Here is a 22637-nt window from a genome sequence, read left to right on the forward strand (position 1 = left end):
GAGTTGAGATATCAGCAATCCCCTGCTGCCACTTTTTTCCCATCTCTCGTCGTCACTACGTTAGGTAGCGACCAGCCACTGAACGTGCACAGCAGCTCGGTCGGTGGTTCTACCGCCGCAGGAAGCGGCGCTGTCGGCCGTCGTGGCGATGACTGCACAAGGTGCGTTTCGATTCGGCAGGTGCGCGTGCTCAACAGGGCCTGGCGGGCGCGGAGTGCAGCGGCACCCCAGTCCCGGCACGGTTTCGGTTGACGATCTTTCAGCCGTCAGGCTTGAGATATCAGGACTAGACATTGAGATTTCAGTGCCTTAGCTTTGCGACGACAAGCTGGCCATCGACCAAGGGATGAGCGAGATGCGTTGGCGGCGGTGCTCACCGTGACCGTCGTCATCGGGTGCGCGTGGAACGGCGCTGGGATCGCAGACGACCCAGCGGATGGCCACGCGGATGCCGGTGATGGGCGTCATCACCGTCGGCACCTACATCTTCGTCGGCAACTCGGGCGTACTGTTCTTCGGCCACGTCGTGATCGTCGCCGTGGGGGCGTACGCCACGGCGCTGACGACTCTTCCCCGAGGGTTGAAACAGGCGCTGCCGCCGCGCTTCCCCGCAGGCTGGCAGAGCTCGAATTCGGCCTGCCCGAGGCGCTGCTCGTCTCCGGTCTGCTATCAATTCTGGTCGCGGTCGTCTTCGCGCTGCTGACCATGCGGCTGGACGGGATGGCAACCGGCGTCGCGAGCCTGGCGCTGCCCGTCAGCGTCAACGCGGCGATCAGCAACGGGGACGCGGTGACGCGCGGTTCGCCGGGAATCGCTGGGTCCCGGCCGACCTCACCTTCGGCACGGCGGTGGCCTATACGCCCGTTTCCTCGGGGCGCTTACCCCGGGTGACGTCTGCCTCCAGCTCACGCTGCTCACTCTGATCGTCGGGCGGCGTGGGCCCGGTCGAGCTCACCCCCTCAGTGCAGGCCCCGCCGCGCCCGCTGGTCGCCTGCTGCGGGCGAACAACCGGAGCGCACCATGCTGCGACCGCCGCATGGCAGTCCCCGAGTCACATCATGCAAGACGACTTCGAAGAGATGACGGCCCTTGTGGCGGGCCGGGCCGAAGGCGAGTGGACGGCTTGCCACTCGCGGCTGCCCCGCCGCTGTCGGTGCCGGGCCTGGTCGTTTGGGACCGGGATCGTGGCGGCGCGGGGGGCGCGGATCGCGCGGGAGGAGTCGGCTTCCTCGGCCGGCACCCGATCGGAGCGGGTCCGAGAACGGCCCACGCCGGGCGACGCCGATGGCGGCCATCACGGTCTCGAACTGCGGGACGTCGAACTGCGGGGCGTCCTCGCGCCGCCCGGCCGTCACCACAAGCGACAACGGCATCTGGCCTGCTCACGGGCCAGATGCACTGTGATCGACGACCCGCCGCGCGAGCTCTCCAGCGAGTGATCGACCGTCCCGCCGGGTGGCTCGGGCAGCAGTCACCGTTCCCGCGTGCTCCGACGGCGTGCTAGTGGGCCCGCATGATCCTAGAAGACGTTCAGCTCCGATTGATCCGCCGACCGCATCGGCCGGGTTTGCGGCGCAGACGGGATCCGCGCCCAGGCGTCGCAGCGCTGCCAGCGGCCAAACGGCCCGCAGACCGCCTGCCAGGGAGCCGTGCACGCGGGCAGGTCCCGCCACGGCGCACCCGTGCGTGCCGCCGGCAGATCTTGTCGGTGCCCTGCCCAGAATCATGCCGACCCGGTTCCGTGCCGCCGGTGACGTCCCAGTCACACCGACCCGGGCGCCGAGAGGCCTTCAGTCGGACTTCGTCGTGGACTCCCGAACGGCCTGTGCGAGGCCGCGCACCAACTCATTGAGGAGTCGCTCGTCAGACCCGAAAGTCAGCCGGACATGAGTGTCGGGGGCACGCATGTCCGCACCGCGGATCGAGGCGATTCCGTTCCGCAAGAGCACGGCATCGATTTCTGCGGGCGTGTCTCCGAGGCGGGAGCAGTCCACGAGCAGGAACGCGCCGGCAGCGGGACGTGCGGGTTCACTGAGGCCGCTCGCGGCGACACCGTCGCAGACGAGGTCGCGCTTGGCCTGGTATGTGGCCAGTACGCGGTCGAGCCACTCGCGAGGCCCGGTGAGGGCGGCCACCGCCGCCCGCTGTGGAATCACTCCGCACCACGCCGCCTCCCACTGGAAACGGCGCTCGAGCGCGTCGATGATGTGCGGCGGCGCCAGGACGTAGCCGACCCGCCAGCTCCCGAGCGCATAACCCTTGCTGAGGCTCGTGACAGTAACCATGTGCGGCCAGCGCTCCGCGAGCGCCTCCACCGGCTGGTACCGGTTGCCGTCGAACGGGAAGTGCTGCCACGAGTCATCGGAGATGACGAGCAGCCGGTGTCGCGCCGCGATGTCGACTACAGCCGTGAGGGTCGCCGCGTCGGGAAGATAACCCGTCGGATTGTTCGGATTGCACAAAAGCACCGCGCGACTGCGGGAAGTGACGGCAGCTTCCAACCCGGCGATGTCGATCGCCCAGCCGTCGCTCTCGCGGGACGGGACGTAGACGGGCGTCGCCTTGGCCTCGTGAATGGCGCCGTCGAAGAAGAAGGTCGGGGTCGGCACGATCACCTCGTCGCCTGGGGCAAGCACCGTACGCAGCACCAGGGACAATCCATGCATCGCTCCGTGTGTGACCAACAGGCGACGGTCGGGATCGACGCGTAGGCCGTGCGCACGCCCGAGTTCGGCGGCGATCGCCGCCCTTAGCTCGGGAAGGCCACGGGTGTCGCGCGGGTCAGGCAGGTCCATCGCCTCCGCCACGGCATGCCTGACGTGCTCTGGCATCGGAAGGACGGGGGCTCCTGCGAGCGGGAGTACCGGCACGCCGCCGCGTTCGCTCCACGCCGCGCGTTCGCGCATGCTCATCGCGCCCATGATCGGGAGGTCGGTCGCGGGAGGAAGGCTCCAGGGGCCTGAGGTGGCTTGCTGCATGCAGGCATACTACCCACTGAGATATCAGCTAGTCTATTCAAACATCTTAACCATTTGCTTCGTCGTCAAGTTGTCGTATCAATCAACCTACGGTGGTACGTTGAAGAGGTGGACGACATCCATACCGTCATCCCGGGGGCGGCTCACATCCCCGCACTACTGCTGACCGACGAGGAGAACGGCCTCGACCGAACCAGCAAGGCGTACCGGGCGATCAGGCGCCAGATCATCGACCTGACACTGCCGCCCGGTAGCAGCTTCACCGAGGCCTCGCTCGCGCAAAAATGGCAGGTCAGCAAGACGCCTGTGCGTGAAGCCCTGGCGCGGCTGAGGCGCGACGGGCTTGTGGAGTCGCTTCCACGCGCAGGCTATGTCGTCAGCCCGGTCACACTCCAGGACACCGGCGACCTCTGCGGCCTTCGGGCTCTGCTGTCCGGCGAGGCCGCCGCCGCCGCGGCCCGCCAGGGCGTCGCTCCCCGGGCGCTCGAACGGCTTGAAGCGCTGTCCAAGGCGCCCTTCGCGCTGGCGGCGGGAAAAATAGAACTTGAAGACTCGCTGCGGGCGGGAATCGAGTTCGAGGCGATCATCGCCAACTTCAGTGGCAACAACCGCTTCGGCAAGGCGATCATCGACGTGCTCGACGAACTTGAGCGGGTATTGCGGATGGCCGCGTTGATCGAGCCCGAGATAGCGAGCCCGCCCGGGGAACTAGAGACCATCTACGAGCGGCTGCGCGCGCGAGATGCGGACGGCACTCGTGAAGCCATGCGCGAACGGTGCGAGCGCGTGCGTCACGACGTACTTCAAGTACTAGCCAAAAGCGTCTCCATTAGCAGGGCGCACATCGAGATGCCGACACTCGTCCTCCCACCGTCCTAGTGTTCTGCGCCTGAGATCCGTTGTAGATATCGGGCGAGGGAGTCGAGGATCTCTTCGCTGGTCTTCGTCCACACGAATGGTTCGGGGTTGGTGTTCCATTGCTGGATCCAGGCGCGGACGTCGGCTTCGAGGGCTTGCACGCTTTTGTGGACGCCGCGTTGGGTGAGCTGGGTGGCGAGGTAGGCGAACCAGCGTTCGACCTGGTTGAGCCAGGACGACCCGGTCGGGGTGAAGTGAACGTGGAAGCGGGGGTGGCGGGCCGGCCAGTCGTGGATGAGGGGTGTCTTGTGGGTGGCCAGGTTGTCGCAGACCAGGTGCACCTGCAGTTCGGCCGGGACGGCCTTGTCGATCGCGACCAGGAACTTTTGAACTCGGTCGCGCGGTGCCGGCGGTGCAGCTCGGCGATGACGGTGCCGTCGGCGATGTTGAACGCGGCGAACAGGCTGGTGGTTCCGTGCCGGGCGTAGTCGTGGGTGCGCCGCTCGGGCATGCCCGGCATCATCGGCAGCACCGGCTGTGACCTGTCGATGGCCTGCATCTGCGACTTCTCGTCCACGCACAGCACCACGGCCCGTTCGGGCGGGTGGTGGTAGAGCCGGTGCGCTCGGCCATCGACGCCCTCGACCAGTGCGTGGCGTCTGGTGGTGTCCGCTCCAAAGTCAGCGTGACCACTTCCTGGACCTTGTCCAGCAGGATCGAGGGCGGACGACCGGGACGGGGCTCATCGGCCAGCCCGGCCGGCCCGTGCTCGATGAACCGGCGGCGCCACTTGGCCACCGTCGGCGGCGAGACGTCCAACTCGGCAGCCACATGCGTGTGAAATGCCCCCGGCCGGGCGCACGCCAGCACGATCCGGCACCGCAACGCATACGCCTGCGTCGAGGTCGCCGCCCACGCTCCAACTCCGCCCGCTCGGCCGCGGTCACCGAAAACGGCGCCTTCGGCCGTCCTGTCCTCGCCATCGGCCCCGCATAGATTTACACAACGGATTTCAGGCGCAGAACACTAGAGGCGACCAGGGTCCAACCTGGGAGGGCGAGATCCGCTCGACCGTCCTGGTGGGTGCCCATGGCCAATGAGCGGAAATCACCAACCATGCCGCCGCCCCCTCTCCCCCTTGCCGCATCGTCGATATTGCGCGATCACCCCTCGCACACGATGCCGCACCGCTGAGCAGCTTCACCAGTGCACGTTTTGCTCACGTCCTGAACCGGGTCGGACGGGTTTCATTGTGGCCCGTCAGCAAAGAGCCTCGCTGGAGGAACCATGCATGAGCTGCTCTGCCCCTACACCCCCAACGCCCGAACGGTGGGCCACCGACCTCATGACGACACAGTCAGCGGCCTCGTCGAAGGTCCACTCCAAAACACGGAAGCCGAGCCAGTGGACAAGGCTCAGCGGGACAGCCGCAAGGCCGCACCGCTGACCTTCACCTCCCTGAGCTCGAGAAGCGCGGTCTCCACCGCTCTGGACCCAGGCGAGCTTCACTGTTCTGCCTTCACCGAGGCACTCGCCAACAAGGTTGGCGTGTCCTGGATCCGCACAACCGCGCCTCATCTCCAGGGTCTGTCCGCCACGGCCACCGCCAGCACGCTCTGCACCAGCCGGGCACCCAGGCCGATATAGACGGCCGCAGCCACCGGAGCTTGCGGAAGAGCGCCTACACCGCGGGCTTGGGAGCTGGTCCCCGAAGGCAGGGAGGGGCAAGGAGCACAGCCGTCGGCACAGGCCGCACACTCGTCGAGACTCGTCGCTACCTGCACATGCTTCGTTACTTTCTGTGCAATATTTTTGTTCAAGGTCGTCCAAGTCTTCTGAAGGGTGCTTGCGTCCCTGATGTGGAGCTGCGGGGTATCGCCGCATGGTCGAGCGTCCCTATGCAGCTCGACGGCGAAGCGAGGTGTGACCTTGCAAGGTGAGCAGGATCCGCGGCAGCGCATGGCCGGTCCAGAGCGCGGGTTGAGGCCCGGCGTCCGGCTGTACACGCCTGGCGAGGCGGCGGTGATGCTGCAGGTGCGCGAGTCGTGGCTGCGCAAGAAGGCGAGTGCGCGGGCCATCCCGTGCACCTTCATCGGCAAGCATCTGCGGTTCAGCGACCAGGACGTCGCCGCGATCATCGCGGCCGGCTCGAAAGCAGCCGGTCGTCAGCAGGCGGCGGGGCCGTCAGTAGGCCCCGCCGAACTTCTGGGAACCAGACGAAGGAGGAATCCATGGCGAACGCGGAGAAGCGCGGCAAGGCCTGGCGGGTGCGGTACCAGCGGCCCGATGGGACACGAGCCTCCGAGGGCGGGTTCGAGACCAAACAGGCCGCGCTGAACTGGGGTAACGACCAGGAAGCACAGATAAGACGAGATAGGTGGCACGACCCCCGGCAGGGGGCGGCGCTACTGGCCGACTGGATAGAGCTCTGGTGGGCGGGTCAGGACATCGAGCCGACCACCGAACTCAAGGACCGGTATCTGATCGACCACCACATCCTCCCGGCGTTCGGCGACCGGCCGGTGAACACCTTCACCAGCCCGGAGGAGATCGTGGCCTGGGAGAAGCGAACCCGCGGGCGAGGGTTTCTCGCATCGGACGGCCTCTGATGCCCGGTCCATGCTGGGCACGATCCTGGGCGACGCCAAGGACTGGGGACTGCTGGCGGTCAATGTCGCCGAGAAGCGCAAGGGGCGCGGGCGCAAGCGCGCTCGGCGGGCACACGGCGCTCGCGGCCCGGAGAAGGCGTGGGCGGCACCGCTGCAGGTCCTGCTCCTCGCCGAGCGGTGCGGGCTGCTGGCGGGACGAGAGGACGACTTCGTCCTGATCGTGCTCGCCGCTTACAGCGGGATGCGGTGGGGGGAGGCGATGGGGCTGCAGCGACCGCTCTGCCGGCTCGACCACGTCCAGATCGACTGGCAGTTGCGGGAATACTCCGGGCGCCTGGAGATGGCGCCGCCCAAGGACGCCGCACGGACCACCGCGCCTTCTGCTACGCAGAGTGAGCAACCTGGACGGCGATCTCGTGAACACGTTTGAGGCGGGGCAAGCTCGTGCCCCAAATCTGCCCCAGTGAACCAGAAAGGCCCTGCCGCGAGTGAGCGGGAGGGCCTGTGTCGTAAGGGGTGGGCGATACTGGGTTCGAACCAGTGACCTCTTCGGTGTGAACACGATCAGGTACCCCAGCAGTACCAGCCGGTCAGGCATCCGGCCAGGCCAGAGCCTCATTTTCCGTCCCGTTGGGACCCTTCCAAGGAAGATCAAGTCAGTTCTGATCTCCCACAACTGACAACTCTGATCCTAACAAGATCGATTACCGTCGGTTACCGTTGCCGGTCGCGCACTCACAAACGGCCGCATCCAAGATGCGAAGGGCGTCACGTGCGGCCGCAACGGAGTCAATGAGCGCTCGCTCCAGCACCATGTCCCGCGTGACAGCAACGTATTGCCCATGGTGGAAGCACTCGCTCCCAGGCAGCGAATCGGTCTCTCATTGGCTCGATCTGCGCGCTGGGCGCGCCGTAGGCGGTTGGAGTCCCCGGCCACACGGAGCCTTTTCAGTGTGATGTGGTCTCGCGGAGTCGCAGGGTGTGGATGGCCTTGGCGATGCGGCCGGCGCGGTGGGGGCAGCAGCGCAACTACCGCAGGATTCTCCATGATTTGAGCTGCGCGTTCGCGCGTTCGCCGGGTCCGCGGAGCTTGGCGTGGGAGCGGTTTGCGTCCTTTTGCGGCTCGGGCTTGTCGCGTCCCTTGTAGGGCGTGAGGATATGCGCCCGGCGCCCTGGTAGGCCTTGTCGGCCAGCACGAGTAGCCGGGTGGTGGCCAGTGTCCGGATTATGCCCCAGATCCGGGCCGCGCGGTCAGGTCGTGAACCGAGCCGCATAGCGGTCCCGACACTCACAGCAGGGTCCCGTCCGGGGCAGCGATGACCTGGGATTCATGCCGTGGCGGCCATGCTTTCCCGAATAGCAGGGCCGGTCGGCGGCGACCCGATCGATCGGGATCAAGGTGCCGTCCAGCACCAGGTAGGGCAGCCCGCTTTGACCGCTTTGGCCAGGGCGGAGCCGAGTCTGGGCGATCGGGGCGGCGAGCAGGTCGACGGTCTCGTTGACATAGCGCCCTACCGTTGTGAATGAGCCCGATGGGTTCCTTTGGGACTGGATGACCGGGTGGTGCGGTGAGGCAGGGAGGCTTACGTATCGCTGTCTTCGATGGCTCGCTTGGCTGTGCCCCCTGCCTCGCCCCGCTTCTTCCTGACCGCTGGATTAGGCACTGCGATTGATCGCTATGTAGGGCGGAGCTGGTGGGGAGAGGCAGCACTTCCATCGGATCGACGAGAGGAACGTGCTGGTGGGCGTGGTCGTGGGGATCGACGTTGCCAAGGAGATCCACTGGGCTGAGATCAAGATCGCTGAGGATGGGAAGGTGGTGTCCAGCCACCGGGTGGACACCACTCCGCAGGACCTCAGCGCCCTGATCAGCGAGATCAAGGACGTTGAGGTCGAGCACGGGCCGACGCTGGTGGGTATCGACATCCTGGGCGGGATCGCCTCGTTGCTGCAGACGATGATGCTGGAAGCCGGACTGGTGGTGGTCCACGTGCCAGGGCCGGCGGTCAACCGCGCTCGCCGTGGAACCCGCGGCGGTGAGCACAAGAGCGACCCGAAAGACGCCAAGGTCATCGCCGACCAGGTGCGGATGCGGGACGACCTGCGCCAGGTCACCGCCACGCGGGAGGAGGACGTCAAGCTGCGGCTGCTGACCGCGCGGCGCGCTGAGCTGGTGGAGGACGCCAGCAGGCGAGCCAACCGGCTGCGGGCACTGCTCAACGCCATCCACCCGGGCCTCGAACGGCACGTCGAGGTGACCGGGAAGACCTGGCTGCACCTGCTCACCCGCTACGTCACACCGGCCGAAATCCGAGCAGCCGGGCGAACACGCGTCCTGGCTCACCTGCGCAAACTCCGGTGGGTCAAGGACACGGTCCTGATCAAGGCCACCGAGACGGCCGTGGGCTCCGCGCAGCGACAGCGCGTCAGCATGCCCGGTGAGAAGGTCACGGCCGAGCTGGTCAAAGAGACCGCGGCAGAGGCCCTGGCCGCCCGCGACCGCCTGGCCGCGCTCGACAAGCGCATCCAGGAAACCCTCGACCGCCATCCCGACGCGGCGCTGGTCGCGAGCCTGCCCGGCATGGGCCCGATCATGACCGCGGAGTTCCTCGCCGTGACCGGCGGCATCAGCCGCTTCGCCACCGGCGATCAGCTCGCCGCCGCCGCAGGCCTGGCGCCCGTCCTCAAACAATCCGGCAAGAGCCGCCACCTGCAACGCGCCCGCTCCGGCGACCGCGCCCTCAAACGGGTCTTCTACCAGTCGGCGTTCTGCGCCATCGGACACGACCCCGCCAGCACCGACTACACGCCCGCAGCGGCTTGACAAAGTCATTAGGCAGCCAGGCCGTGCTCGTCGATATCTCGAACCCGGCCCCGAGTTCGGTGAAGGTGTCGCCTTTGCGCAGGTGGACCAGCACCAGCAGGGCCTGTTGCCCGGGGTTGAGCAGCCGCCAGGCCGACCCGATCGCCTTGCGGTGCCGGCGGATCACGCCGGCCAGGTAGTTCAGCGTTGGACGCGACAAATCGACGGCAGCGCGGTAGAACAGCATGCAGAGCCCCTGGTTCGAACGCGGCGATTGTGGTGATCAACCCGTCTACCAGGGGTTTCTTCGCATCGCCCGCCGAACGTCCCCATCGCGATCATGCTGTGATCAGCGTCCGCCCAGCCGGATGAAAAAGGGTCACTGGACCAGGGCTAGCACTTGATCGGCACGGGGAGAGGGCACCCGAGGCGCCGCCGCGCTCACGTACACCTTGACGTGCGGACCCGGGTAGGGATCAAATTTGCAGAGCCTGCAAGCGCTCGGGCTGATCGGCGGGATCGACACGAGGGTGGCTCAGAAGTTGTTACCAACCTAGACGAGGTGATCACGATCGCGCGTATGGCTATCTGGGAGCCGATGCCTGATGATGATCGCGACCGGGAGTTCGGTGCCGCGGCGGAGGTCCGAACGGTGCAGCCGCCTACCATCCGCCCGACCCTGCGGCCGGCAATGGTTCGTCGATCGCATTCCTCGATGACCAGACCGCAGCGGATGCTGCAGGGGAGTCGAACGTCCAGCGCGCAACGGAGACCGGCTGGCACGACGTTCCCCTCCCCAGCACCGTCAGCCAAACGATGCACGAGGTCATTCGACACAAAAAGGGTTGGCCGAGCTCTGCGCTTTTGCCTGAGCGCAGCTCGGCCGGTCAAGGAGTACGCCGACACCCTGGCGTTTGCCCAGGCGCTAGCGATTCTCCTCGACACCGTGGAGGAGGCCATTGGCGCGGGCGCGCGTGAAGTCGCTGCCGCGGAGGCCAATCAGCTGCCGGAGGGGGTCTTCTGGAAGAACCCTCATTGCGTCTTTCCTCTAGGCGCGGCAGCATGAGCGATGCAACTGAAAATTTCAGCTCCTTCATCACCGTCAACGGAGCGAAATTGTTTCTTGATTCGACAGACGGGCGCGCCGCCGCTCTGCTGCGGCGCAGAGATCTCCTACATCCCACCGCGACGGCATTGTGGCAGCTCGCGATCAACTCCGCATCCTGGGACTGGGTCATCGACGTCGGCGCGAACTATGGAGAGATGCTGGTGGGTACTGACCTTCCAAGCGGCAGCACGGTTGTGGCAGTGGAGCCCAACCAGCGCGTGCTCCCGTATCTCGCCCGTTCGCTGCAGGACGCCATTCCCACGGCAACGATCTTGCCCTGTGCGGTGAGCGATGTATGTGGAACCGCGACGATGCATGAGGATCTCACCTGGTCGGGCAATTCGACCCTGGAAGGTGAGTGGGTGGCCGAGCGGGCCGACCATACCTGGCGGCGGATCGACGTCCCAGCGCTTACCCTGCCCAAGCTGCTGACCGAGATCGGCGTGCGACGCGATGACGCTGTGTTGATCAAGCTGGATATCGAAGGGCATGAGGGCACCGTTATGAGGACGGCTCTTGGCTCGCTGCGTGACCTATCTCGCTGCGCTGTAATGGTGGAACTAGTTCGGCTTTGCGAGGCAGATCTGTCCTGGTTGCTCACCGAGTTCTGTGTCACCGTGCTGGATGTGCATCGTTCCGTGTTGGTGAGCGCGGATGGAATGTCGGTCGCAGAGTTGTCCTCGCTGATCGAAGAAGGTGATGTGCACCAGCGCGACGTGCTCGCCGTGCCCCGCCGGGACCGCACGTCCAGATGCTAGCGCAGCGAGGGAAGCTGGAGCCGTGAGCGTAGTTGCGCGTTGCTGCGAGCTGGTTCCCAGCACCCTCGCCGTTGTAGTTCCGGCAAGACGAGTTCGACGAAATCAGCAAGCCCCCCGGGAAGAGCCGGCGGCATAAGGTTAAATCCATCGCACGCGCCGGATTCGAACCATCGCTGCATCTCGTCGGCCACTTCCCCAGCAGTCCCGACTAGGACGCGATGGGTGCGCGCACTCGCCACCCGTTCCAAGAGGCGCCGCAGAGTCTGCCGCTCCTCGCTGATCATTGCGATGATTTCGTCTCGACGGCGCTCTGTCCAGCATCCGTCCCGCCAGCACCGGCTTGGTCGCGAACCGGGCCTGCCCGGGAATGCCCGCGCGGGCGCAGCGTTCCCGGTCGGCCAGCCATGACTTCGGCAGATACAGTTCCGCATCGATCAACGCCCGCCCGCGCGTGGACGCATAGGCCACAAAGACGCCCAGCTGGCAGTTCTCCACCCGCCCGGCAGTGCCGGAGTACTGCCGCTGCACCCCGGCCGATCCGGTGCCCTTCTTGATGAACCCGGTCTCGTCCACGATCAGCACCCCCGAGTCGTCCCCGAGGTGCTCAAAGACGTACTCGCGCAGGTCATCCCGTATAGAGCAATGCTTGAGACCTGTGGATTTGCTGGCAAGGGGGTGTACCTTCCCGATGATCACGACTCGTCTCGAACATGACCGACGCGCCAACGTCGGTCGGGAAGGCACACCCGATGCTCACCGTAGTTCCTGGCCCGTCCGACCGCGAGCCGGCCGAGGGTGCTGGCGGATCGTCGTCGTTGATCGATGAGATCGTGCGGGAGGGTGCCCGCCGGATGCTCGCCGAAGCGCTGCAGGCCGAGGTCGACGCCTATATCGCCCGGTTCGTCGACGAGCGCGACGAGCGCGGCCGCCGCCTGGTCGTGCGGAACGGCTCCCACCAGCCGCGCGAGGTGCTGACCAGCGCCGGGGCGATCGAGGTGACGGCGCCGCGGGTCAACGACAAGCGCGTCGATCCTGAGACCGGGGAGCGGCGGCGGTTCTCCTCGGCGATCCTGCCGCCGTGGTGCCGTAAGACCCCGAAGGTCAGCGAGGTGCTGCCGGTGCTCTATCTGCACGGCTTGTCGACGGGCGACTTCGTGCCCGCGCTCGGCCAGTTCCTCGGCTCGAGCGCTGGGCTGTCGGGACCGGTCATCACCAAGCTGACCGAGCAGTGGAAGCACGAGCAGCAGGCCTTTGCCGCCCGTGACCTGCGGGAGGTGGACTTCGTCTACCTGTGGGCCGATGGCATCCACGTCAACATCCGGCTGGAGGAGCACAAGCTCTGCCTGCTCGTCATGATCGGGGTTCGCGCGGACGGCCGCAAAGAGCTCATCGCGCTGGCCGACGGTTACCGTGAGTCGACCGAGTCGTGGGCCGACCTGCTGCGCGACTGTAAACGGCGTGGGATGCGCGCCCCCGTGCTCGCCGTCGGTGACGGGGCGCTCGGCTTCTGGGGGGCGCTGGCGGAGGTGTTTCCGCAGGCCAAAGCCCAAAGGTGCTGGTTTCACAAGATCGCTAACGTGCTCGGAACGTTGCCGAAGTCGGCGCATCCCGGCGCGAAGAAGCATCTGACCGAGATCTGGAACGCCGAGGACAAGGCCCACGCCCTTCACGCGGTCACCGAGTTGGAGGCCGCCTACGGCGTCAAGTATCCCAAGGCCGTAGCGAAGATCCGAGACGACCTGGACGAGTTGCTCGCGTTCTACGACTATCCCGCTGAGCACTGGCAGCACCTGCGGACCACCAACCCCATCGAGTCGACGTTCGCGACCGTCCGGCACCGCACCAAGGTCACCAAGGGCCCCGGCTCCCGGGCGGCCGGGCTGGCGATGGCGTTCAAGCTCATCGAGTCGGCCCAGGCCCGCTGGCGGGCGGTGAACGCACCCCACCTCGTCGCGCTCGTCCGCGCCGGAGCCACCTTCATCAACGGCAAGATCGTCGAACGCCCGGAAGGCAGGGCGGCATGACCGGCCCGGATTTCGACGAAGAGCCAGCCGAGCACCGTCGGTTCGCTCGTTACCTGCACGACCTGGAGGCCGTCGACGAGTCAGACGAAGCCGACCTCGTGGCCGTCGTGCTGGGTGACCAAGACACGACGATGGCCGAAAGCGCGGTCGGTCGTCATATGGACCGGCGGGCCGCACAACTGCTCGCCACAGCGGCATTCACCCTCTGGACCGACACGATGGCCGACGTCATCGCCGACCACGACTTCCTCACGCGACGGCTCCACGAATGGCGCCTGCTCAGAACAATCGTCATGGGCGACCCCTGGCACGGCCACGACCACGCAGATCGTCTCCTCGCCCGAGGCACTCAGACTGCTCCGCGACCACGGACGAACCCGCCGAATCCGAAACGCCGCGAGCCACCGGCTAGATCAGCTGGAGCAGCGAACCTGAACTGATCCACAGGTCTTGACTATTGCTCCGGGCGCCGCCCTGCACGGCACTCCCCAGCTTTCCGCCGGGGCCCCGCGTCGTGTTGCCGAAGAGTCTTGGTGCCGCACCCGCACAGATCGGTCAGCCTCCTCGCTCGAGGGCAAGAGCGGGCGCTCTCCTCAGATCGGCAAGATTCGCAAGTCTGCGTAGAGGGCCTCGGCGTCGATCTAGGACGATCCGATGGCTTCCCCCGCAAACTCGCTGCCCAGCGGTGGTTGGCGGCACAGCCGTTCGCCCCGAACTTGGTTTTCCATCTGCGCGTCGCTGAGGACGTCGTCATCCGACGGCTCGCGAACCGGGCGCGAGGCAACGAAGACGTCGGCTCGGGGCTGAGGACGCGTCTGGACGACTTTGCACGCTTCACTGCCGAAGTCCTGCGTGCTTATGAGACCGCTGGGGTCGTACGTGACGTTGATGGCGTCGGCAACATAGGCGTGGTGACCCAACGGCTGCTCGGTGCGCTCAACGGCAGTGGCTCCTGCCGATGCCTTTAAGGGTTCAAGGAGTCGTCACAACACCGCCATTGAGCAGCGAGTTCAGATGAACGTTGAAGACTTCCGCCAGTGTCTTCCACCCGAGGGTCTTTCGGGGCGGTGTTGAGCGCGAATACCATGGCCAGCCAACTCCTCGGTATTCCATCGCGTCAGGTCGGTGCCCTTGAGAAAGCAGCTTGTGGCGGCTGTGGAAGGCGACCAGGGCGCGGGGGCTCCAGTCGCCGGCGAAGAGTTCGCGCAGCCGCGCGTGGGCGAAGACCCGCTCGACGAAGTGCTCGCGGAGGACGGGGTCGCGGAGCCGGCCGTCCTCCTCGGCGGGCAGGTGCGGGAGCGCGTCGGTGACGAGGGCGGCGAACACGCCGCGGCCCCGGCGGTCGACCGGCTGCCCGTCGGTGCGTTCGCCCGGCCGCCCGGACGCGTAGCGCGGCAGGCTCAGCAGCCCGCAGCTCGGCGATCGTGACTTGAACACGTACCCGTCGACGCCGGCGAGGTCGGGAAGCCGGTCGTCCGCGAGGCCGGTCATGGCGTCGGTGTGGTCGCAGGTCCGGTCCTTGGTGACGATCCGCCCGTCGCTGAGCAGGCGCAGGGTGGGGCGGGGCGCGCCGAGGCCGATCTCGATCTCCGGGCAGACGGGCACCCAGTCGACGTGGGCGGCGAGGGCCCCGGTGAGGAACCGGTCGCGGCTGTGGCCGCCGTTGTAGCGGACCGGTGCGCCCAGCAGGCAACTCGACACCGCCAGCCGGGGCCGCGGACGGTCCCCCGGCGCCAGGCCGGGCGGCGGCTTGGGAGAGGTCACAGGAGAGCCCTCAACCGGCGCAGCCCGCGGGTGGTGCGCGCTTTGACGGTGCCGAGCGGGATCGCCAGCCGGTCGGCGATCTCCCGCTGGGTCAGGTGTCCGAAGTGGGCGAGCACGATCGCCTGCCGCTGCGGGGCCGGCAGTCCGGCGAGCGCGTCGCGGACGTCGCATGCGGCGTCCACGGCGGAGGTGGCGTCGGGCACGCCGACGGTGTCCTCCAGCGGCACCGAGCGGCGGGAGTGCCGCGCCTCGGCCCGTAACTGGTCGATGGCCCGTTTCCGGGCGATGGCCAGGACCCACGGCTCCAGGCCGCGTGCCGGGTCGAAGCGCCCGCGTGATCGCCAGACCTCCAGGAAGACCAACTGGACGACGTCGTCCACGACATGGTCGGGTACCAGCCTTCCCGCGTGGCGACGGACCAGCGGGCCGAGCGCGGCATAGCACTCGCTCAGCGCCGCCTCGTCGCCTTGGGCGAGCCGCTGCTCCAGTGACATGCGGTCTCGGTGCCCACGGAAATCGCTGCAAACCTTGTTCATAGTTAAGGCGGGGTGAAGCCCTGACAGGGCAGCGCAAAGCGAGCGGGTCTTGCACCGGGTGCCGGCTCGGGATGCTCAGAGCGGGGACGTCAGTTGGGTGACGGCTTCGGAGAGGGTCATCACCGGAGTGGCGTGCGCCGGCTGCCGGTCGCGCGCCCAGCCGGGGCCGCCGACCAGCAGGCGGTATGGCGGACGTGCGGCCGGCAGCGCCGTCGGCCATGCGGGATCGCCGGTGTCGGCGGTCTGCGACCAGACGAAGACGGTGTTCGGCCCGGTCCTGCGAATCGCGGCGGCCAGCGCCGGCGGCGGCACGCGGGCTCCCAGGACCAGCGCGTCCACGCCGGCCTCGGCCAATGCCGCGGTCAGCGCGTGCACCGGCAGGCTGTGCTGCTCCTCCGGCGCGCAGGCGAGCAGCACCGGACGGACGTTGACCGGCCCGGTCCGGCGGCGCCGTCTCCGCCAGGCACTTGAGCAGGGCCGTGGACAGCAGGTGCTCGACCTCCACGCAGTCTCCGGATGCCGCGTGCTTGCGTCCGATGCCGGCCAGTACGGGCACGATGAGACCGTCCCACGCCCGCACGACACCGTCCCGGCGCAGTGCGTTCCGCACGGTGTCGGTCATCGCGGGCCGGTCCAGCGCCATCGCCGCGCGGGCCAGGCCCCGCACCGCCGCGGCCTGCTGCTCGTCCCGTCCGGGTGCGGTCACGGGTACGCGGTTGCCACCGGCGCCGTGCGCACGGGGTGGCGGAGGCGTGCCCGGAGGTGCGCCCAGCGCGACCCGGGCGGCCTCGCCCGGCGGTGCACGGGCGAGGATCCGCCGCTGCATGATCTCCAGCCGCGCCAGGTCGGCGGATGTGTAGCGGCGGTGTCCTCCCGGGCTGCGCCCGCTCGGGCCAATGCCGTACCGGCGGTCCCAGGTGCGCAGAGTGGACGGTGCCACTCCGAGGCGCTGAGCAACCGCGCCCACGCCCACCCCGGCCTCCCGCTCCGCCGGCCGCCCATGTGTCCGCTCCCCTTCATCCCGCCCGAGCGTACGATCTGCCAGGTCCCGCCGGAACTCCAGGCGCCGGTTTCACTTCGCACGCCTCCAGGGCGTGCAGGTGCCGCCGCCACGGGAAGGGGCAGGCCATGGAACCGACGAGAAAACCGGAGCGGGGACCTACGGCCGGCGGGTGGCCGACCTACGCGGCAACGGCCGCAGCCGTGACGGTGACAGCGACCATCGGGTCCAAGGCGGTCAAGGCCAACAGCGTCTGGTACCAGTCGCTGTCCAAGCCGCCGTGGCAGCCGCCGCCCTGGACGTTCGGACTGGTGTGGACGCCTCTGTACGCCTCGATCGCATGGGCGGGCGGACGTGCCCTGCTGCGGGCGCGGGGACGCCGACGGCGGGCACTGGCCACCAGCCTGGGAGTCAATCTCATGCTGAATGCCGCCTGGAACCAGTTGTTCTTCGCCCTGCGCAGCACGAAGGCCGGGCTGGTGGGGACGGCCCTGCTCGACATCAGCAACGCCGACCTGATCCGCCGCACGACCGCCATCGACACCGCGTCAGCCAGCGCCCTTGTCCCGTACGCGGCCTGGTGCACGTTCGCGACAGCGCTGAACGCCGATATCGCCTATCGAAACAGTTAGACCCGGCAGCGAAGCACCGGGGCCCGGGCGTGCGCCTTAGTGCTGGACGGGTTGGGTGCCGAGTAGGTCGTCGTACTCGGCGGGCAACTGCGTCACCAGGTGCTCGAACAGCCCCGGGTTCACCGACGCCTTCACGGCCGCGATCACCGCGCGGGCATGCTGCCGTGCCTGCCGTTGTTCGGTCCCCTCCTTCTGCGCCACCCGCCGATAGAACTCCTCCAGCCCGAACGCTTCCCCGCCGCCCTCGGCGGGCAGTGCCTCGGCGAGCCTGGGTGGCACCTGGGAGGCCAGGTCATGGCTCTGCTCCCCGGCGAGCCGCTGCCCCAGGACCGTCAGCGTCGCCTTGATGGCTCGTTCGGCGTGCTCGGGCGTATCGATGCGACCGCCTTCCCGCACCGCCGAAACCAGCTCGTGTTCCTTCATGCCGCCCCCCGGTGACGGTTCCCCCTGTACCGGCGCGCAGCCAGCACGATCGCAGGTGAAGGACGTCCTACCCCGGCTGGACGCTCCCATCCTGGTATGTCGCCGGAGAAGCGCCATCAGGCGGTTCGGGATCACCCGGGCGTACTGATTCACTCGCCAGTCGCCGCGCGGACGCGTTGGACGGCAACCGGCCGCGGGTGCGGTTCCGAAGTCACGATGATGAGTACCTCGATCATGCTGTTCACCCGCGATCTACGGGTGCACGACAATCCCGCTCTGGCCGCCGCGTGCGAGGCCGAACACCTCGTTCCGGCGTTCGTCTTCGATGACGCGATCCTGACCGGGGCATTCGCCGCGCCCAACCGCGTCCGGTTCCTACTGGACAGCCTTGCCGATCTCCGGGAGTCCCTTCGCGTGCTGGGCGGCGAACTGGTGGTGCGGCGAGGTAATCCGGTCGGCGAGGTGGCCCGCCTGGCCAAGGACACCGGTGCCGGCTCGCTCTTCCTTGCCGACGAACGATCGGCCTACAGGACGCGGCGCCTCGCCGGTCTCCGTGAGCTGGGTCTAGAGGTGTCGGCACTGCCCGGCATCACGGTCGTCCCGCCCGGAGACCTGACCCCGGCGACCGGCGACCACTACCGGGTGTTCACCCCGTATTGGCGCGTCTGGGAGGCGACCCGCTGGCGTCCCATCGCACGAACACCCACACGGATCCGCCTGCCCGCCGGCGTCAGCCCCGGCGCGCTCCCCACGGACCTGACGCCGGGGGCGTCGTCACCTGGGCGGGCGCCCGGCCGGTAGGTGTCAAGTCAAACGGGACAGGGGCCAGTGATCGTTAGGCGGCCTGTTTCTCCTGGTCAGAGCTGCTCGGGTCGGTGGGGTCTTCGTCGGGTCGGTTGATCTGCGCGACTGTGGGGATCTTGGGCAGCGTGGGCGGCTGGGTGAACCGTCGCGGGTTGGCCGCGCGGAACGCTGCGATCGTGGCGGCTCGGTTGTGCTGGATCGCCTGTGCGGTGCCGATATGCATGGTGAACGGCGTGTGGAGCCCGATCCCGGCGTGGTAATGCCGGTGATTGTAGTAGTCGAAGAAATGGTGGCAGAACGTCTCGGCCTCGTCGAGCGAGGTGAACCTGGCAGGGAACACCGGGCAGTACTTCAAGGTTTTGAACTGCGCCTCGCTGTAGGGGTTGTCGTTGCTCACCTTCGGGCGGGAGTGGGACTTGATGATGTCCAGGTCTGCCAGTAGTGCCGTCACCGGCTTGGAGGTCATCGAGGTCCCGTTGTCGGAATGGATGGTGCCGGGCACGATCCCGCCGTTGGCGGCGAACGAGTTCTGCATGAACTGCTCGGCCAGCTCACCTGACTCGCGCAGGTGGATCTCCCAGTGCACGACGTAGCGGGAGAAGATGTCGAGCATCACATACAGGTCATAGAACTGGCGTGGCCCCGGACCTGGCAGTTTCGTGATATCCCAACTCCATATCTGGTTGGGGGCGTGCGCGGCCAGATACGGTTTGGTGCGCGCCTGGTGCCGGGCGTGGGCGCGCCGCTCCCGGACCTGGTCACGCCTGCGTAGTTCCCGGTACATCGTCGACACCGACGCCAGGTACACCCCCTCGTCCAGCAGCGCAGCCCACACCTGTCGGGGTGCCTTGTCGGCGAACCGGTCGCTGTTGAGCATCTCGACCAGTTCGGCCCGTTCGCTCTCGCTCAGCGCGTTCGGCGGCGCCGGCCGCTCCGCCGGCTCACTGTTTCCCGGCGCCGGGTTCCGCCGTCGGTAGAAACTGCTGCGCGGCACACCCGACAATGCGCACGCGAAGCGAATCGGCAGATGCTCGACCAGCAGGGAAAGGGTTTCGTGGCGGCAGCGGGTCACGAATTCTCGGTGTCCGCGCTCTCGGACATTGTTTCCAAGAGCGCGATACCTTTTCCCATGATGTCCAGGGCGGCCTCGGTCTGCTTGAGTTTTCTGGCCATGGCGGCGTTCTGCCGCTCCAGCCGCGCCTTCTCCTTGCGCAACTGCTCCAACTCGGCCTGCTCCGGCGTCTTCTCCTTCTTGGCGGCCGGGCGGCTCGTTCCCGCAGCGGTCAGTTCACCGGCGTCGCGCTGCCGGCGCCACAGTTGAACGCTGGACTCATAAAGTCCCTCACGGCGCAGCAGTGCGCCCTTGTCGCCATGCTCGGCCGCGTCGTACTCCTCGACCATCCGCAACTTGTAGGCGGCACTGAAGGTCCGCCGCTTGGGCCGGCCGGTCCGCGGCCCGTCACCGGAAGGAAGATCGTGGCTGGTCATCGTCACTCTGCTCAGTACCCGTTCTCGCCCTGTCTACATCAGCTAGGGAACTTCATCCCCTCGTGTCCCATCTGAGCCTGACACAGAGGGGGCGGGGAGACGGCGGGACGCGCCCGGCTCGCGGCATGGCTGGATGAGGACGCCGCCGCCTACCAACGCGTCCGCGACGATCTCGCCACCGACCGCACCTCCCGGCTCAGCCCCTATCTCAAGTTCGGCTGCGTTTCACCTCGGGAGGTGGCCGAGGCGGGTCCGGACGCCTTCCGCCGCCAACTCCCATGGCGCGACTTCCACCACCAGGTCGCCGCCGCGTTCCCCGCGCTCCCCAGGAGCGACTACCGGCCGCGCGGGCGAGGCTGGAACTGGGACCGCGACGCCCTCGCCGCGTGGTGCGCCGGCATGACCGGCATCCCGATCGTCGACGCCGGCATGCGGCAGCTGCGGAACAAGGGCTACATGCACAACCGCGCGCGCCTGATCACCGCCTCATTCCTCACCCGCGACCTCGGCATCGACTGGCGGGACGGCCTGCGCCACTTCAACGACCTGCTCACCGACGGCGACATCGCCGACAACGCGGGGAACTGGCAGTGGGTCGCCGGCACCGGCAACAGCACCCGGCCCGGTCAGACCATGAACGTGCTCCGTCAGGCGTCCCGCTTCGACCCGCGCGGCGAGTACGTCCGCAGATACGTCCCCGAGCTCGCCGCCATCGAGGACGCCCGCGTCCATCGCCCCTGGACGCTGCCCGACGCCCGCATCGACTATCCGCCACCGATCACCGAGGTCGATCGTCCGGCAAACCTCACTTGAGCGGGTCGTGGCCCCAGTTCATCAGCGAGTAGCGCCACCTGGTGCCGGCGACGTCACCGGACGGGCGCTGGGCGAGGTGCCGATGGACGTACCCATTCACCTTGCGCATGTGCGCGTAGTCATCCTCGCTCAGATCCGCTTTGTTCGTCCGGAGCAACTCGACGATCCGGCGTCCGGACGCGTGGCCCGTCGATTCTGCACCGCCGTCCTTCTGGCCAGCCGACTTCGACTCGTCGGTATCCAGCCACCGCTCCAGTTCCTTGGCCGTCATGTTCACGGCCTTGCCGAACTCGGCCGCTGCCTCCTCGTCGGTGCTCACTTCGAGCCTTTGCGTTTGCGCAGCGCCGAGCCCTTGTGCACGGCCTTCTTACCGCTCTTTTCGCTCCGCACCACGTATTGCGGTTCCTCGGGCGAGGCCGCGACGGTGCGGCCGGCCTCCTCACGGCGGTCGGTGACCTTCTTCTCCACCCGGCCCTCGGCCGTGGAGCCGTGGCTTCGCCAGGTGACCTCGTCGCCCACCGCGGGTTCCTTCTTCTTGTCTCCCATGCGCGTCGCGATACCCGTCCCTGGGCGCGGGTAGTCACCACGAAAGACCCGGCCAACGAGGGATTGACATGCTTTCAGAATCCACTGCCGAACGTTTTGAGTTCGCTTTCGACCGCCGCTTGGCCCGTCCGTTGTCACTGCTGGGAATCCGGCCGGACACTAGCCATCTCATGCTCGACTCATCCCGGTTGGAGATCCGCTTCGGTCCCTGGACGGTGCGGACGACCCTGGACAACGTGGCCGGCACCGAGATCACCGGCCCGTACAGCGCCTGGAAGGTCATCGGCGCGCGCATGTCGATGGTCGACCGCGGGCTCACGTTCGGCACCAGCACCGAGCAGGGAGTCTGCATCCGCTTCCATCAGCCGGTTCGAGGCTTGGAGCCGACCGGCCTGCTGCGCCATCCGGGGCTGACCCTCACCGTCGCCGATCCGTCCACGGTCGCGCGCCGCTTGCAGGAGGTTGCGGCGGCCGCGCGGTAGCGCACCCGGCGGATGGCTCAAGGCAGGTCGGCCAGGACGGCTTCGGCGGCTCGCCGTCCCGAAACCAGGGCGCCCTGGGCGGATCCGGTGTCGCGGTGGTCACCGCAGACGTACCGGCTGGGACGCAACCGCACCGGACGCCGCAGCGGCAGAGGCGGCGGCATCGCCGACCGCAGGTCCAGGGCCATGAGGTCGAGGACGCGCCGGCCTCCGGGTAGGCGGTGTTGAAGACTGGAAGCCTTGGTCGAGGCGGAAGCCCTCGACGACGTCCGTGCGCATCCGGCCGCCGATTCCGTCCGACGCCTCGGGCATTCGCACCGGCACACCGGCCTCGTGCAGTCGCACCGCGCAGGCAAGCCCGGACAAACCCGCCCCCACGACGATCAGGCCATCGGACACCTGCCCCACCCCCGCCTTCCGTTGTGGCCGGATTCCGCCCGTCACAATGCCCGCCATGGACGCGCCCACCCCGGCCGACGGAGGCGGCGCCATCGGAACTGTTCATGGTGGGCAAAAACCATCTCAGGCGCGCTTGTGCAGGTCAGAGCGGGGTACGGGCGGACCGACCAAGGGGGAGAAATGATCAACTCACTACACAAGATGGGCATCCGGTCCAATTTCATGTACACGGCGGGCATCATCTCGGTCGGCCTGTCGTTCGCCTCCTGGGCGGCGTCCAAGCAGCTTGAGGACGCGGGCCTGGAGCGCGCCGACCGGTGGGGCATCTTCGTCGGCGAATGGGCCCCGACCTTCTTCGCCATGGGCATCGCCCTCCGGATGGAGGAAACGCGGGACCAGGCCGTACGCGAGGCGTCTGGGCGGCAGGGGCCGGTAGACGAAAGGGTCTCCGCGTCGCAATCCGCCGCCATGCGGTAAATCGCGGCGAACCCCCAGCCCGGCCACGCCTCCACGCACCGTGCAACCGATCGGCCGCCCGGTTCCGAAGAACGGTGCAGAACCTTTGGGACGACGATGGAGGAACAGTGCACTCCCGACATCGTGTGCATGGTC

Annotated in this window: 25 protein-coding genes and 7 pseudogenes; 15 read left to right on the top strand and 17 right to left on the bottom strand. The window is 67.6% G+C overall.

The window, feature by feature from the left end:
* Positions 1-436 precede the first annotated feature (436 nt).
* On the top strand, positions 437-703 hold the full coding sequence (locus HUT06_RS25475) for a hypothetical protein (RefSeq protein WP_217711450.1): 267 nt from the start codon (positions 437-439) through the stop codon (positions 701-703).
* 816 nt (positions 704-1519) lie between these two features.
* Here HUT06_RS25475 and HUT06_RS45670 read toward each other — a convergent pair.
* Both HUT06_RS45670 and HUT06_RS25485 read right to left on the bottom strand, forming a co-directional pair.
* The gene (locus HUT06_RS45670; protein WP_176201612.1) at positions 1520-1699 is read right to left on the bottom strand and encodes a transposase; all 180 of its coding nucleotides are present in this window, start codon (positions 1697-1699) and stop codon (positions 1520-1522) included.
* A gap of 91 nt (positions 1700-1790) precedes the next feature.
* Complete coding sequence (locus HUT06_RS25485; RefSeq protein ID WP_176198033.1) at positions 1791-2978, bottom strand: pyridoxal phosphate-dependent aminotransferase; 1188 nt, start codon at positions 2976-2978, stop codon at positions 1791-1793.
* A 108-nt stretch (positions 2979-3086) separates the two neighbouring features.
* Between HUT06_RS25485 and HUT06_RS25490 the strand changes: the two genes are divergently transcribed.
* Positions 3087-3857 carry a GntR family transcriptional regulator gene (locus HUT06_RS25490; RefSeq protein ID WP_176198034.1) on the top strand — a complete coding sequence of 257 codons (771 nt, stop codon included), beginning with the start codon at positions 3087-3089 and terminating at the stop codon, positions 3855-3857.
* Here HUT06_RS25490 and HUT06_RS25495 read toward each other — a convergent pair.
* Positions 3854-4819: pseudogene (locus tag HUT06_RS25495) on the bottom strand (IS630 family transposase). The gene HUT06_RS25490 and the pseudogene HUT06_RS25495 overlap by 4 nt on opposite strands.
* A gap of 976 nt (positions 4820-5795) precedes the next feature.
* Here HUT06_RS25495 and HUT06_RS45675 point away from each other — a divergent pair.
* From HUT06_RS45675 to HUT06_RS25505, 3 genes are read left to right on the top strand one after another with little or no spacing between them, the layout of a single operon-like run.
* Positions 5796-6173: a helix-turn-helix domain-containing protein gene (locus tag HUT06_RS45675; protein ID WP_368407039.1), complete on the top strand. Its 378-nt coding sequence runs from the start codon at positions 5796-5798 to the stop codon at positions 6171-6173.
* Positions 6068-6445, top strand: coding sequence for an N-terminal phage integrase SAM-like domain-containing protein (locus HUT06_RS25500; RefSeq protein ID WP_176198035.1), 378 nt, complete (start codon positions 6068-6070; stop codon positions 6443-6445). Before HUT06_RS45675 ends, HUT06_RS25500 begins: the two co-directional genes overlap by 106 nt.
* 10 nt (positions 6446-6455) lie before the next feature.
* The gene (locus tag HUT06_RS25505) at positions 6456-6875 is read left to right on the top strand and encodes a hypothetical protein (protein ID WP_176198036.1); all 420 of its coding nucleotides are present in this window, start codon (positions 6456-6458) and stop codon (positions 6873-6875) included.
* A gap of 602 nt (positions 6876-7477) precedes the next feature.
* Here HUT06_RS25505 and HUT06_RS44735 read toward each other — a convergent pair.
* A pseudogene (locus HUT06_RS44735) lies at positions 7478-7978 on the bottom strand (transposase family protein); the annotation flags it as partial.
* 208 nt (positions 7979-8186) lie between these two features.
* On the opposite strand from HUT06_RS44735, the gene HUT06_RS25510 reads away from it, so the two are divergent.
* Complete coding sequence (locus HUT06_RS25510; protein WP_176198037.1) at positions 8187-9269, top strand: IS110 family transposase; 1083 nt, start codon at positions 8187-8189, stop codon at positions 9267-9269.
* Positions 9270-9285: 16 nt separating this feature from the next.
* Here HUT06_RS25510 and HUT06_RS25515 read toward each other — a convergent pair.
* A pseudogene (locus HUT06_RS25515) lies at positions 9286-9495 on the bottom strand (transposase family protein); the annotation flags it as partial.
* Between the two features lie 315 nt (positions 9496-9810).
* On the opposite strand from HUT06_RS25515, the gene HUT06_RS25520 reads away from it, so the two are divergent.
* Both HUT06_RS25520 and HUT06_RS25525 read left to right on the top strand, forming a co-directional pair.
* A complete protein-coding gene (locus HUT06_RS25520) occupies positions 9811-10314 on the top strand; it encodes a hypothetical protein (protein WP_176198039.1) in 504 nt (167 codons plus the stop codon).
* Positions 10311-11114, top strand: a complete 804-nt coding sequence (locus HUT06_RS25525; protein ID WP_176198040.1) for an FkbM family methyltransferase — start codon at positions 10311-10313, stop codon at positions 11112-11114. The genes HUT06_RS25520 and HUT06_RS25525 overlap by 4 nt, the downstream gene beginning before the upstream one ends.
* A 306-nt stretch (positions 11115-11420) precedes the next feature.
* Here HUT06_RS25525 and HUT06_RS25530 read toward each other — a convergent pair.
* Positions 11421-11750: pseudogene (locus tag HUT06_RS25530) on the bottom strand (transposase); the annotation flags it as partial.
* Positions 11751-11863: 113 nt separating this feature from the next.
* On the opposite strand from HUT06_RS25530, the gene HUT06_RS25535 reads away from it, so the two are divergent.
* Both HUT06_RS25535 and HUT06_RS25540 read left to right on the top strand, forming a co-directional pair.
* The gene (locus tag HUT06_RS25535; RefSeq protein ID WP_176201613.1) at positions 11864-13138 is read left to right on the top strand and encodes an IS256 family transposase; all 1275 of its coding nucleotides are present in this window, start codon (positions 11864-11866) and stop codon (positions 13136-13138) included.
* Entirely contained in the window at positions 13135-13578 is a 444-nt protein-coding gene (locus HUT06_RS25540; protein ID WP_217711451.1) for a hypothetical protein, read from the top strand. Before HUT06_RS25535 ends, HUT06_RS25540 begins: the two co-directional genes overlap by 4 nt.
* A gap of 700 nt (positions 13579-14278) precedes the next feature.
* On the opposite strand, the pseudogene HUT06_RS25545 reads toward HUT06_RS25540, so the two are convergent.
* The 4 genes and pseudogenes from HUT06_RS25545 to HUT06_RS45680 all read right to left on the bottom strand — a co-directional run.
* Positions 14279-14875, bottom strand: a pseudogene (locus HUT06_RS25545) (DUF523 domain-containing protein); the annotation flags it as partial.
* 23 nt (positions 14876-14898) lie between these two features.
* Positions 14899-15396 (bottom strand): RNA polymerase sigma factor, encoded by a 498-nt coding sequence (locus tag HUT06_RS25550; protein WP_254715377.1) that lies wholly within the window; start codon positions 15394-15396, stop codon positions 14899-14901.
* A 117-nt stretch (positions 15397-15513) separates the two neighbouring features.
* Positions 15514-15855: a cobalamin-dependent protein gene (locus HUT06_RS44010; protein WP_217711452.1), complete on the bottom strand. Its 342-nt coding sequence runs from the start codon at positions 15853-15855 to the stop codon at positions 15514-15516.
* Positions 15856-16315: 460 nt separating this feature from the next.
* Positions 16316-16411 (bottom strand): annotated as a pseudogene (locus HUT06_RS45680) (MerR family DNA-binding transcriptional regulator); the annotation flags it as partial.
* 155 nt (positions 16412-16566) lie between these two features.
* On the opposite strand from HUT06_RS45680, the gene HUT06_RS25560 reads away from it, so the two are divergent.
* Positions 16567-17070, top strand: a complete 504-nt coding sequence (locus HUT06_RS25560; RefSeq protein ID WP_176198042.1) for a TspO/MBR family protein — start codon at positions 16567-16569, stop codon at positions 17068-17070.
* 36 nt (positions 17071-17106) lie between these two features.
* Here HUT06_RS25560 and HUT06_RS25565 read toward each other — a convergent pair whose 3' ends face one another.
* Positions 17107-17493 (bottom strand): DUF2267 domain-containing protein, encoded by a 387-nt coding sequence (locus HUT06_RS25565; RefSeq protein WP_176198043.1) that lies wholly within the window; start codon positions 17491-17493, stop codon positions 17107-17109.
* A 96-nt stretch (positions 17494-17589) separates the two neighbouring features.
* Here HUT06_RS25565 and HUT06_RS25570 point away from each other — a divergent pair, with 96 nt between their 5' ends.
* A complete protein-coding gene (locus HUT06_RS25570) occupies positions 17590-18294 on the top strand; it encodes a deoxyribodipyrimidine photo-lyase (protein WP_176198044.1) in 705 nt (234 codons plus the stop codon).
* Between the two features lie 34 nt (positions 18295-18328).
* Here HUT06_RS25570 and HUT06_RS25575 read toward each other — a convergent pair whose 3' ends face one another.
* Both HUT06_RS25575 and HUT06_RS44020 read right to left on the bottom strand, forming a co-directional pair.
* Entirely contained in the window at positions 18329-19369 is a 1041-nt protein-coding gene (locus tag HUT06_RS25575; protein ID WP_176195100.1) for an IS3 family transposase, read from the bottom strand.
* Positions 19366-19785, bottom strand: coding sequence for a transposase (locus HUT06_RS44020; RefSeq protein ID WP_217711149.1), 420 nt, complete (start codon positions 19783-19785; stop codon positions 19366-19368). Before HUT06_RS44020 ends, HUT06_RS25575 begins: the two co-directional genes overlap by 4 nt.
* Before the next feature lie 237 nt (positions 19786-20022).
* On the opposite strand from HUT06_RS44020, the gene HUT06_RS25585 reads away from it, so the two are divergent.
* Positions 20023-20598, top strand: a complete 576-nt coding sequence (locus HUT06_RS25585; RefSeq protein ID WP_368406989.1) for an FAD-binding domain-containing protein — start codon at positions 20023-20025, stop codon at positions 20596-20598.
* Here the strand turns inward: HUT06_RS25585 and HUT06_RS25590 are convergent.
* Positions 20591-20917 carry a DUF3140 domain-containing protein gene (locus HUT06_RS25590; protein WP_176198045.1) on the bottom strand — a complete coding sequence of 109 codons (327 nt, stop codon included), beginning with the start codon at positions 20915-20917 and terminating at the stop codon, positions 20591-20593. The genes HUT06_RS25585 and HUT06_RS25590 overlap by 8 nt on opposite strands.
* Positions 20914-21144, bottom strand: coding sequence for a DUF2945 domain-containing protein (locus HUT06_RS25595; protein ID WP_176198046.1), 231 nt, complete (start codon positions 21142-21144; stop codon positions 20914-20916). The genes HUT06_RS25590 and HUT06_RS25595 overlap by 4 nt, the downstream gene beginning before the upstream one ends.
* Before the next feature lie 68 nt (positions 21145-21212).
* Here HUT06_RS25595 and HUT06_RS25600 point away from each other — a divergent pair, with 68 nt between their 5' ends.
* A complete protein-coding gene (locus HUT06_RS25600) occupies positions 21213-21626 on the top strand; it encodes a hypothetical protein (RefSeq protein ID WP_217711453.1) in 414 nt (137 codons plus the stop codon).
* A 17-nt stretch (positions 21627-21643) separates the two neighbouring features.
* Here the strand turns inward: HUT06_RS25600 and HUT06_RS44740 are convergent, their stop codons facing one another.
* Both HUT06_RS44740 and HUT06_RS44745 read right to left on the bottom strand, forming a co-directional pair.
* Positions 21644-21814, bottom strand: a complete 171-nt coding sequence (locus HUT06_RS44740) for an FAD-dependent oxidoreductase (protein ID WP_254715858.1) — start codon at positions 21812-21814, stop codon at positions 21644-21646.
* An 85-nt stretch (positions 21815-21899) separates the two neighbouring features.
* Positions 21900-22118 (bottom strand): annotated as a pseudogene (locus HUT06_RS44745) (NAD(P)-binding protein); the annotation flags it as partial.
* 87 nt (positions 22119-22205) lie between these two features.
* On the opposite strand from HUT06_RS44745, the gene HUT06_RS25610 reads away from it, so the two are divergent.
* Complete coding sequence (locus HUT06_RS25610; protein ID WP_254715378.1) at positions 22206-22502, top strand: hypothetical protein; 297 nt, start codon at positions 22206-22208, stop codon at positions 22500-22502.
* The last annotated feature ends 135 nt before the right edge of the window (positions 22503-22637 follow it).

Source organism: Actinomadura sp. NAK00032 (genome assembly GCF_013364275.1).
GTDB lineage: Bacteria > Actinomycetota > Actinomycetes > Streptosporangiales > Streptosporangiaceae > Spirillospora.

What these genes read in the sequence shown, in the direction of transcription:
- HUT06_RS25475 (WP_217711450.1), top strand. Translation starts at nt 437, where the DNA reads ATGGCCACGCGGATGCCGGTGATGGGCGTCATCACCGTCGGCACCTAC.
- HUT06_RS25485 (WP_176198033.1), bottom strand. Translation starts at nt 2,978, where the DNA reads ATGCAGCAAGCCACCTCAGGCCCCTGGAGCCTTCCTCCCGCGACCGAC.
- HUT06_RS45675 (WP_368407039.1), top strand. Translation starts at nt 5,796, where the DNA reads ATGGCCGGTCCAGAGCGCGGGTTGAGGCCCGGCGTCCGGCTGTACACG.
- HUT06_RS25500 (WP_176198035.1), top strand. Translation starts at nt 6,068, where the DNA reads ATGGCGAACGCGGAGAAGCGCGGCAAGGCCTGGCGGGTGCGGTACCAG.
- HUT06_RS25505 (WP_176198036.1), top strand. Translation starts at nt 6,456, where the DNA reads ATGCTGGGCACGATCCTGGGCGACGCCAAGGACTGGGGACTGCTGGCG.
- HUT06_RS25525 (WP_176198040.1), top strand. Translation starts at nt 10,311, where the DNA reads ATGAGCGATGCAACTGAAAATTTCAGCTCCTTCATCACCGTCAACGGA.
- HUT06_RS25535 (WP_176201613.1), top strand. Translation starts at nt 11,864, where the DNA reads ATGCTCACCGTAGTTCCTGGCCCGTCCGACCGCGAGCCGGCCGAGGGT.
- HUT06_RS25540 (WP_217711451.1), top strand. Translation starts at nt 13,135, where the DNA reads ATGACCGGCCCGGATTTCGACGAAGAGCCAGCCGAGCACCGTCGGTTC.
- HUT06_RS25550 (WP_254715377.1), bottom strand. Translation starts at nt 15,396, where the DNA reads ATGTCACTGGAGCAGCGGCTCGCCCAAGGCGACGAGGCGGCGCTGAGC.
- HUT06_RS25560 (WP_176198042.1), top strand. Translation starts at nt 16,567, where the DNA reads ATGGAACCGACGAGAAAACCGGAGCGGGGACCTACGGCCGGCGGGTGG.
- HUT06_RS25565 (WP_176198043.1), bottom strand. Translation starts at nt 17,493, where the DNA reads ATGAAGGAACACGAGCTGGTTTCGGCGGTGCGGGAAGGCGGTCGCATC.
- HUT06_RS25570 (WP_176198044.1), top strand. Translation starts at nt 17,590, where the DNA reads ATGTCGCCGGAGAAGCGCCATCAGGCGGTTCGGGATCACCCGGGCGTA.
- HUT06_RS44020 (WP_217711149.1), bottom strand. Translation starts at nt 19,785, where the DNA reads ATGACCAGCCACGATCTTCCTTCCGGTGACGGGCCGCGGACCGGCCGG.
- HUT06_RS25595 (WP_176198046.1), bottom strand. Translation starts at nt 21,144, where the DNA reads ATGGGAGACAAGAAGAAGGAACCCGCGGTGGGCGACGAGGTCACCTGG.
- HUT06_RS25600 (WP_217711453.1), top strand. Translation starts at nt 21,213, where the DNA reads ATGCTTTCAGAATCCACTGCCGAACGTTTTGAGTTCGCTTTCGACCGC.
- HUT06_RS44740 (WP_254715858.1), bottom strand. Translation starts at nt 21,814, where the DNA reads ATGGCCCTGGACCTGCGGTCGGCGATGCCGCCGCCTCTGCCGCTGCGG.
- HUT06_RS25610 (WP_254715378.1), top strand. Translation starts at nt 22,206, where the DNA reads ATGATCAACTCACTACACAAGATGGGCATCCGGTCCAATTTCATGTAC.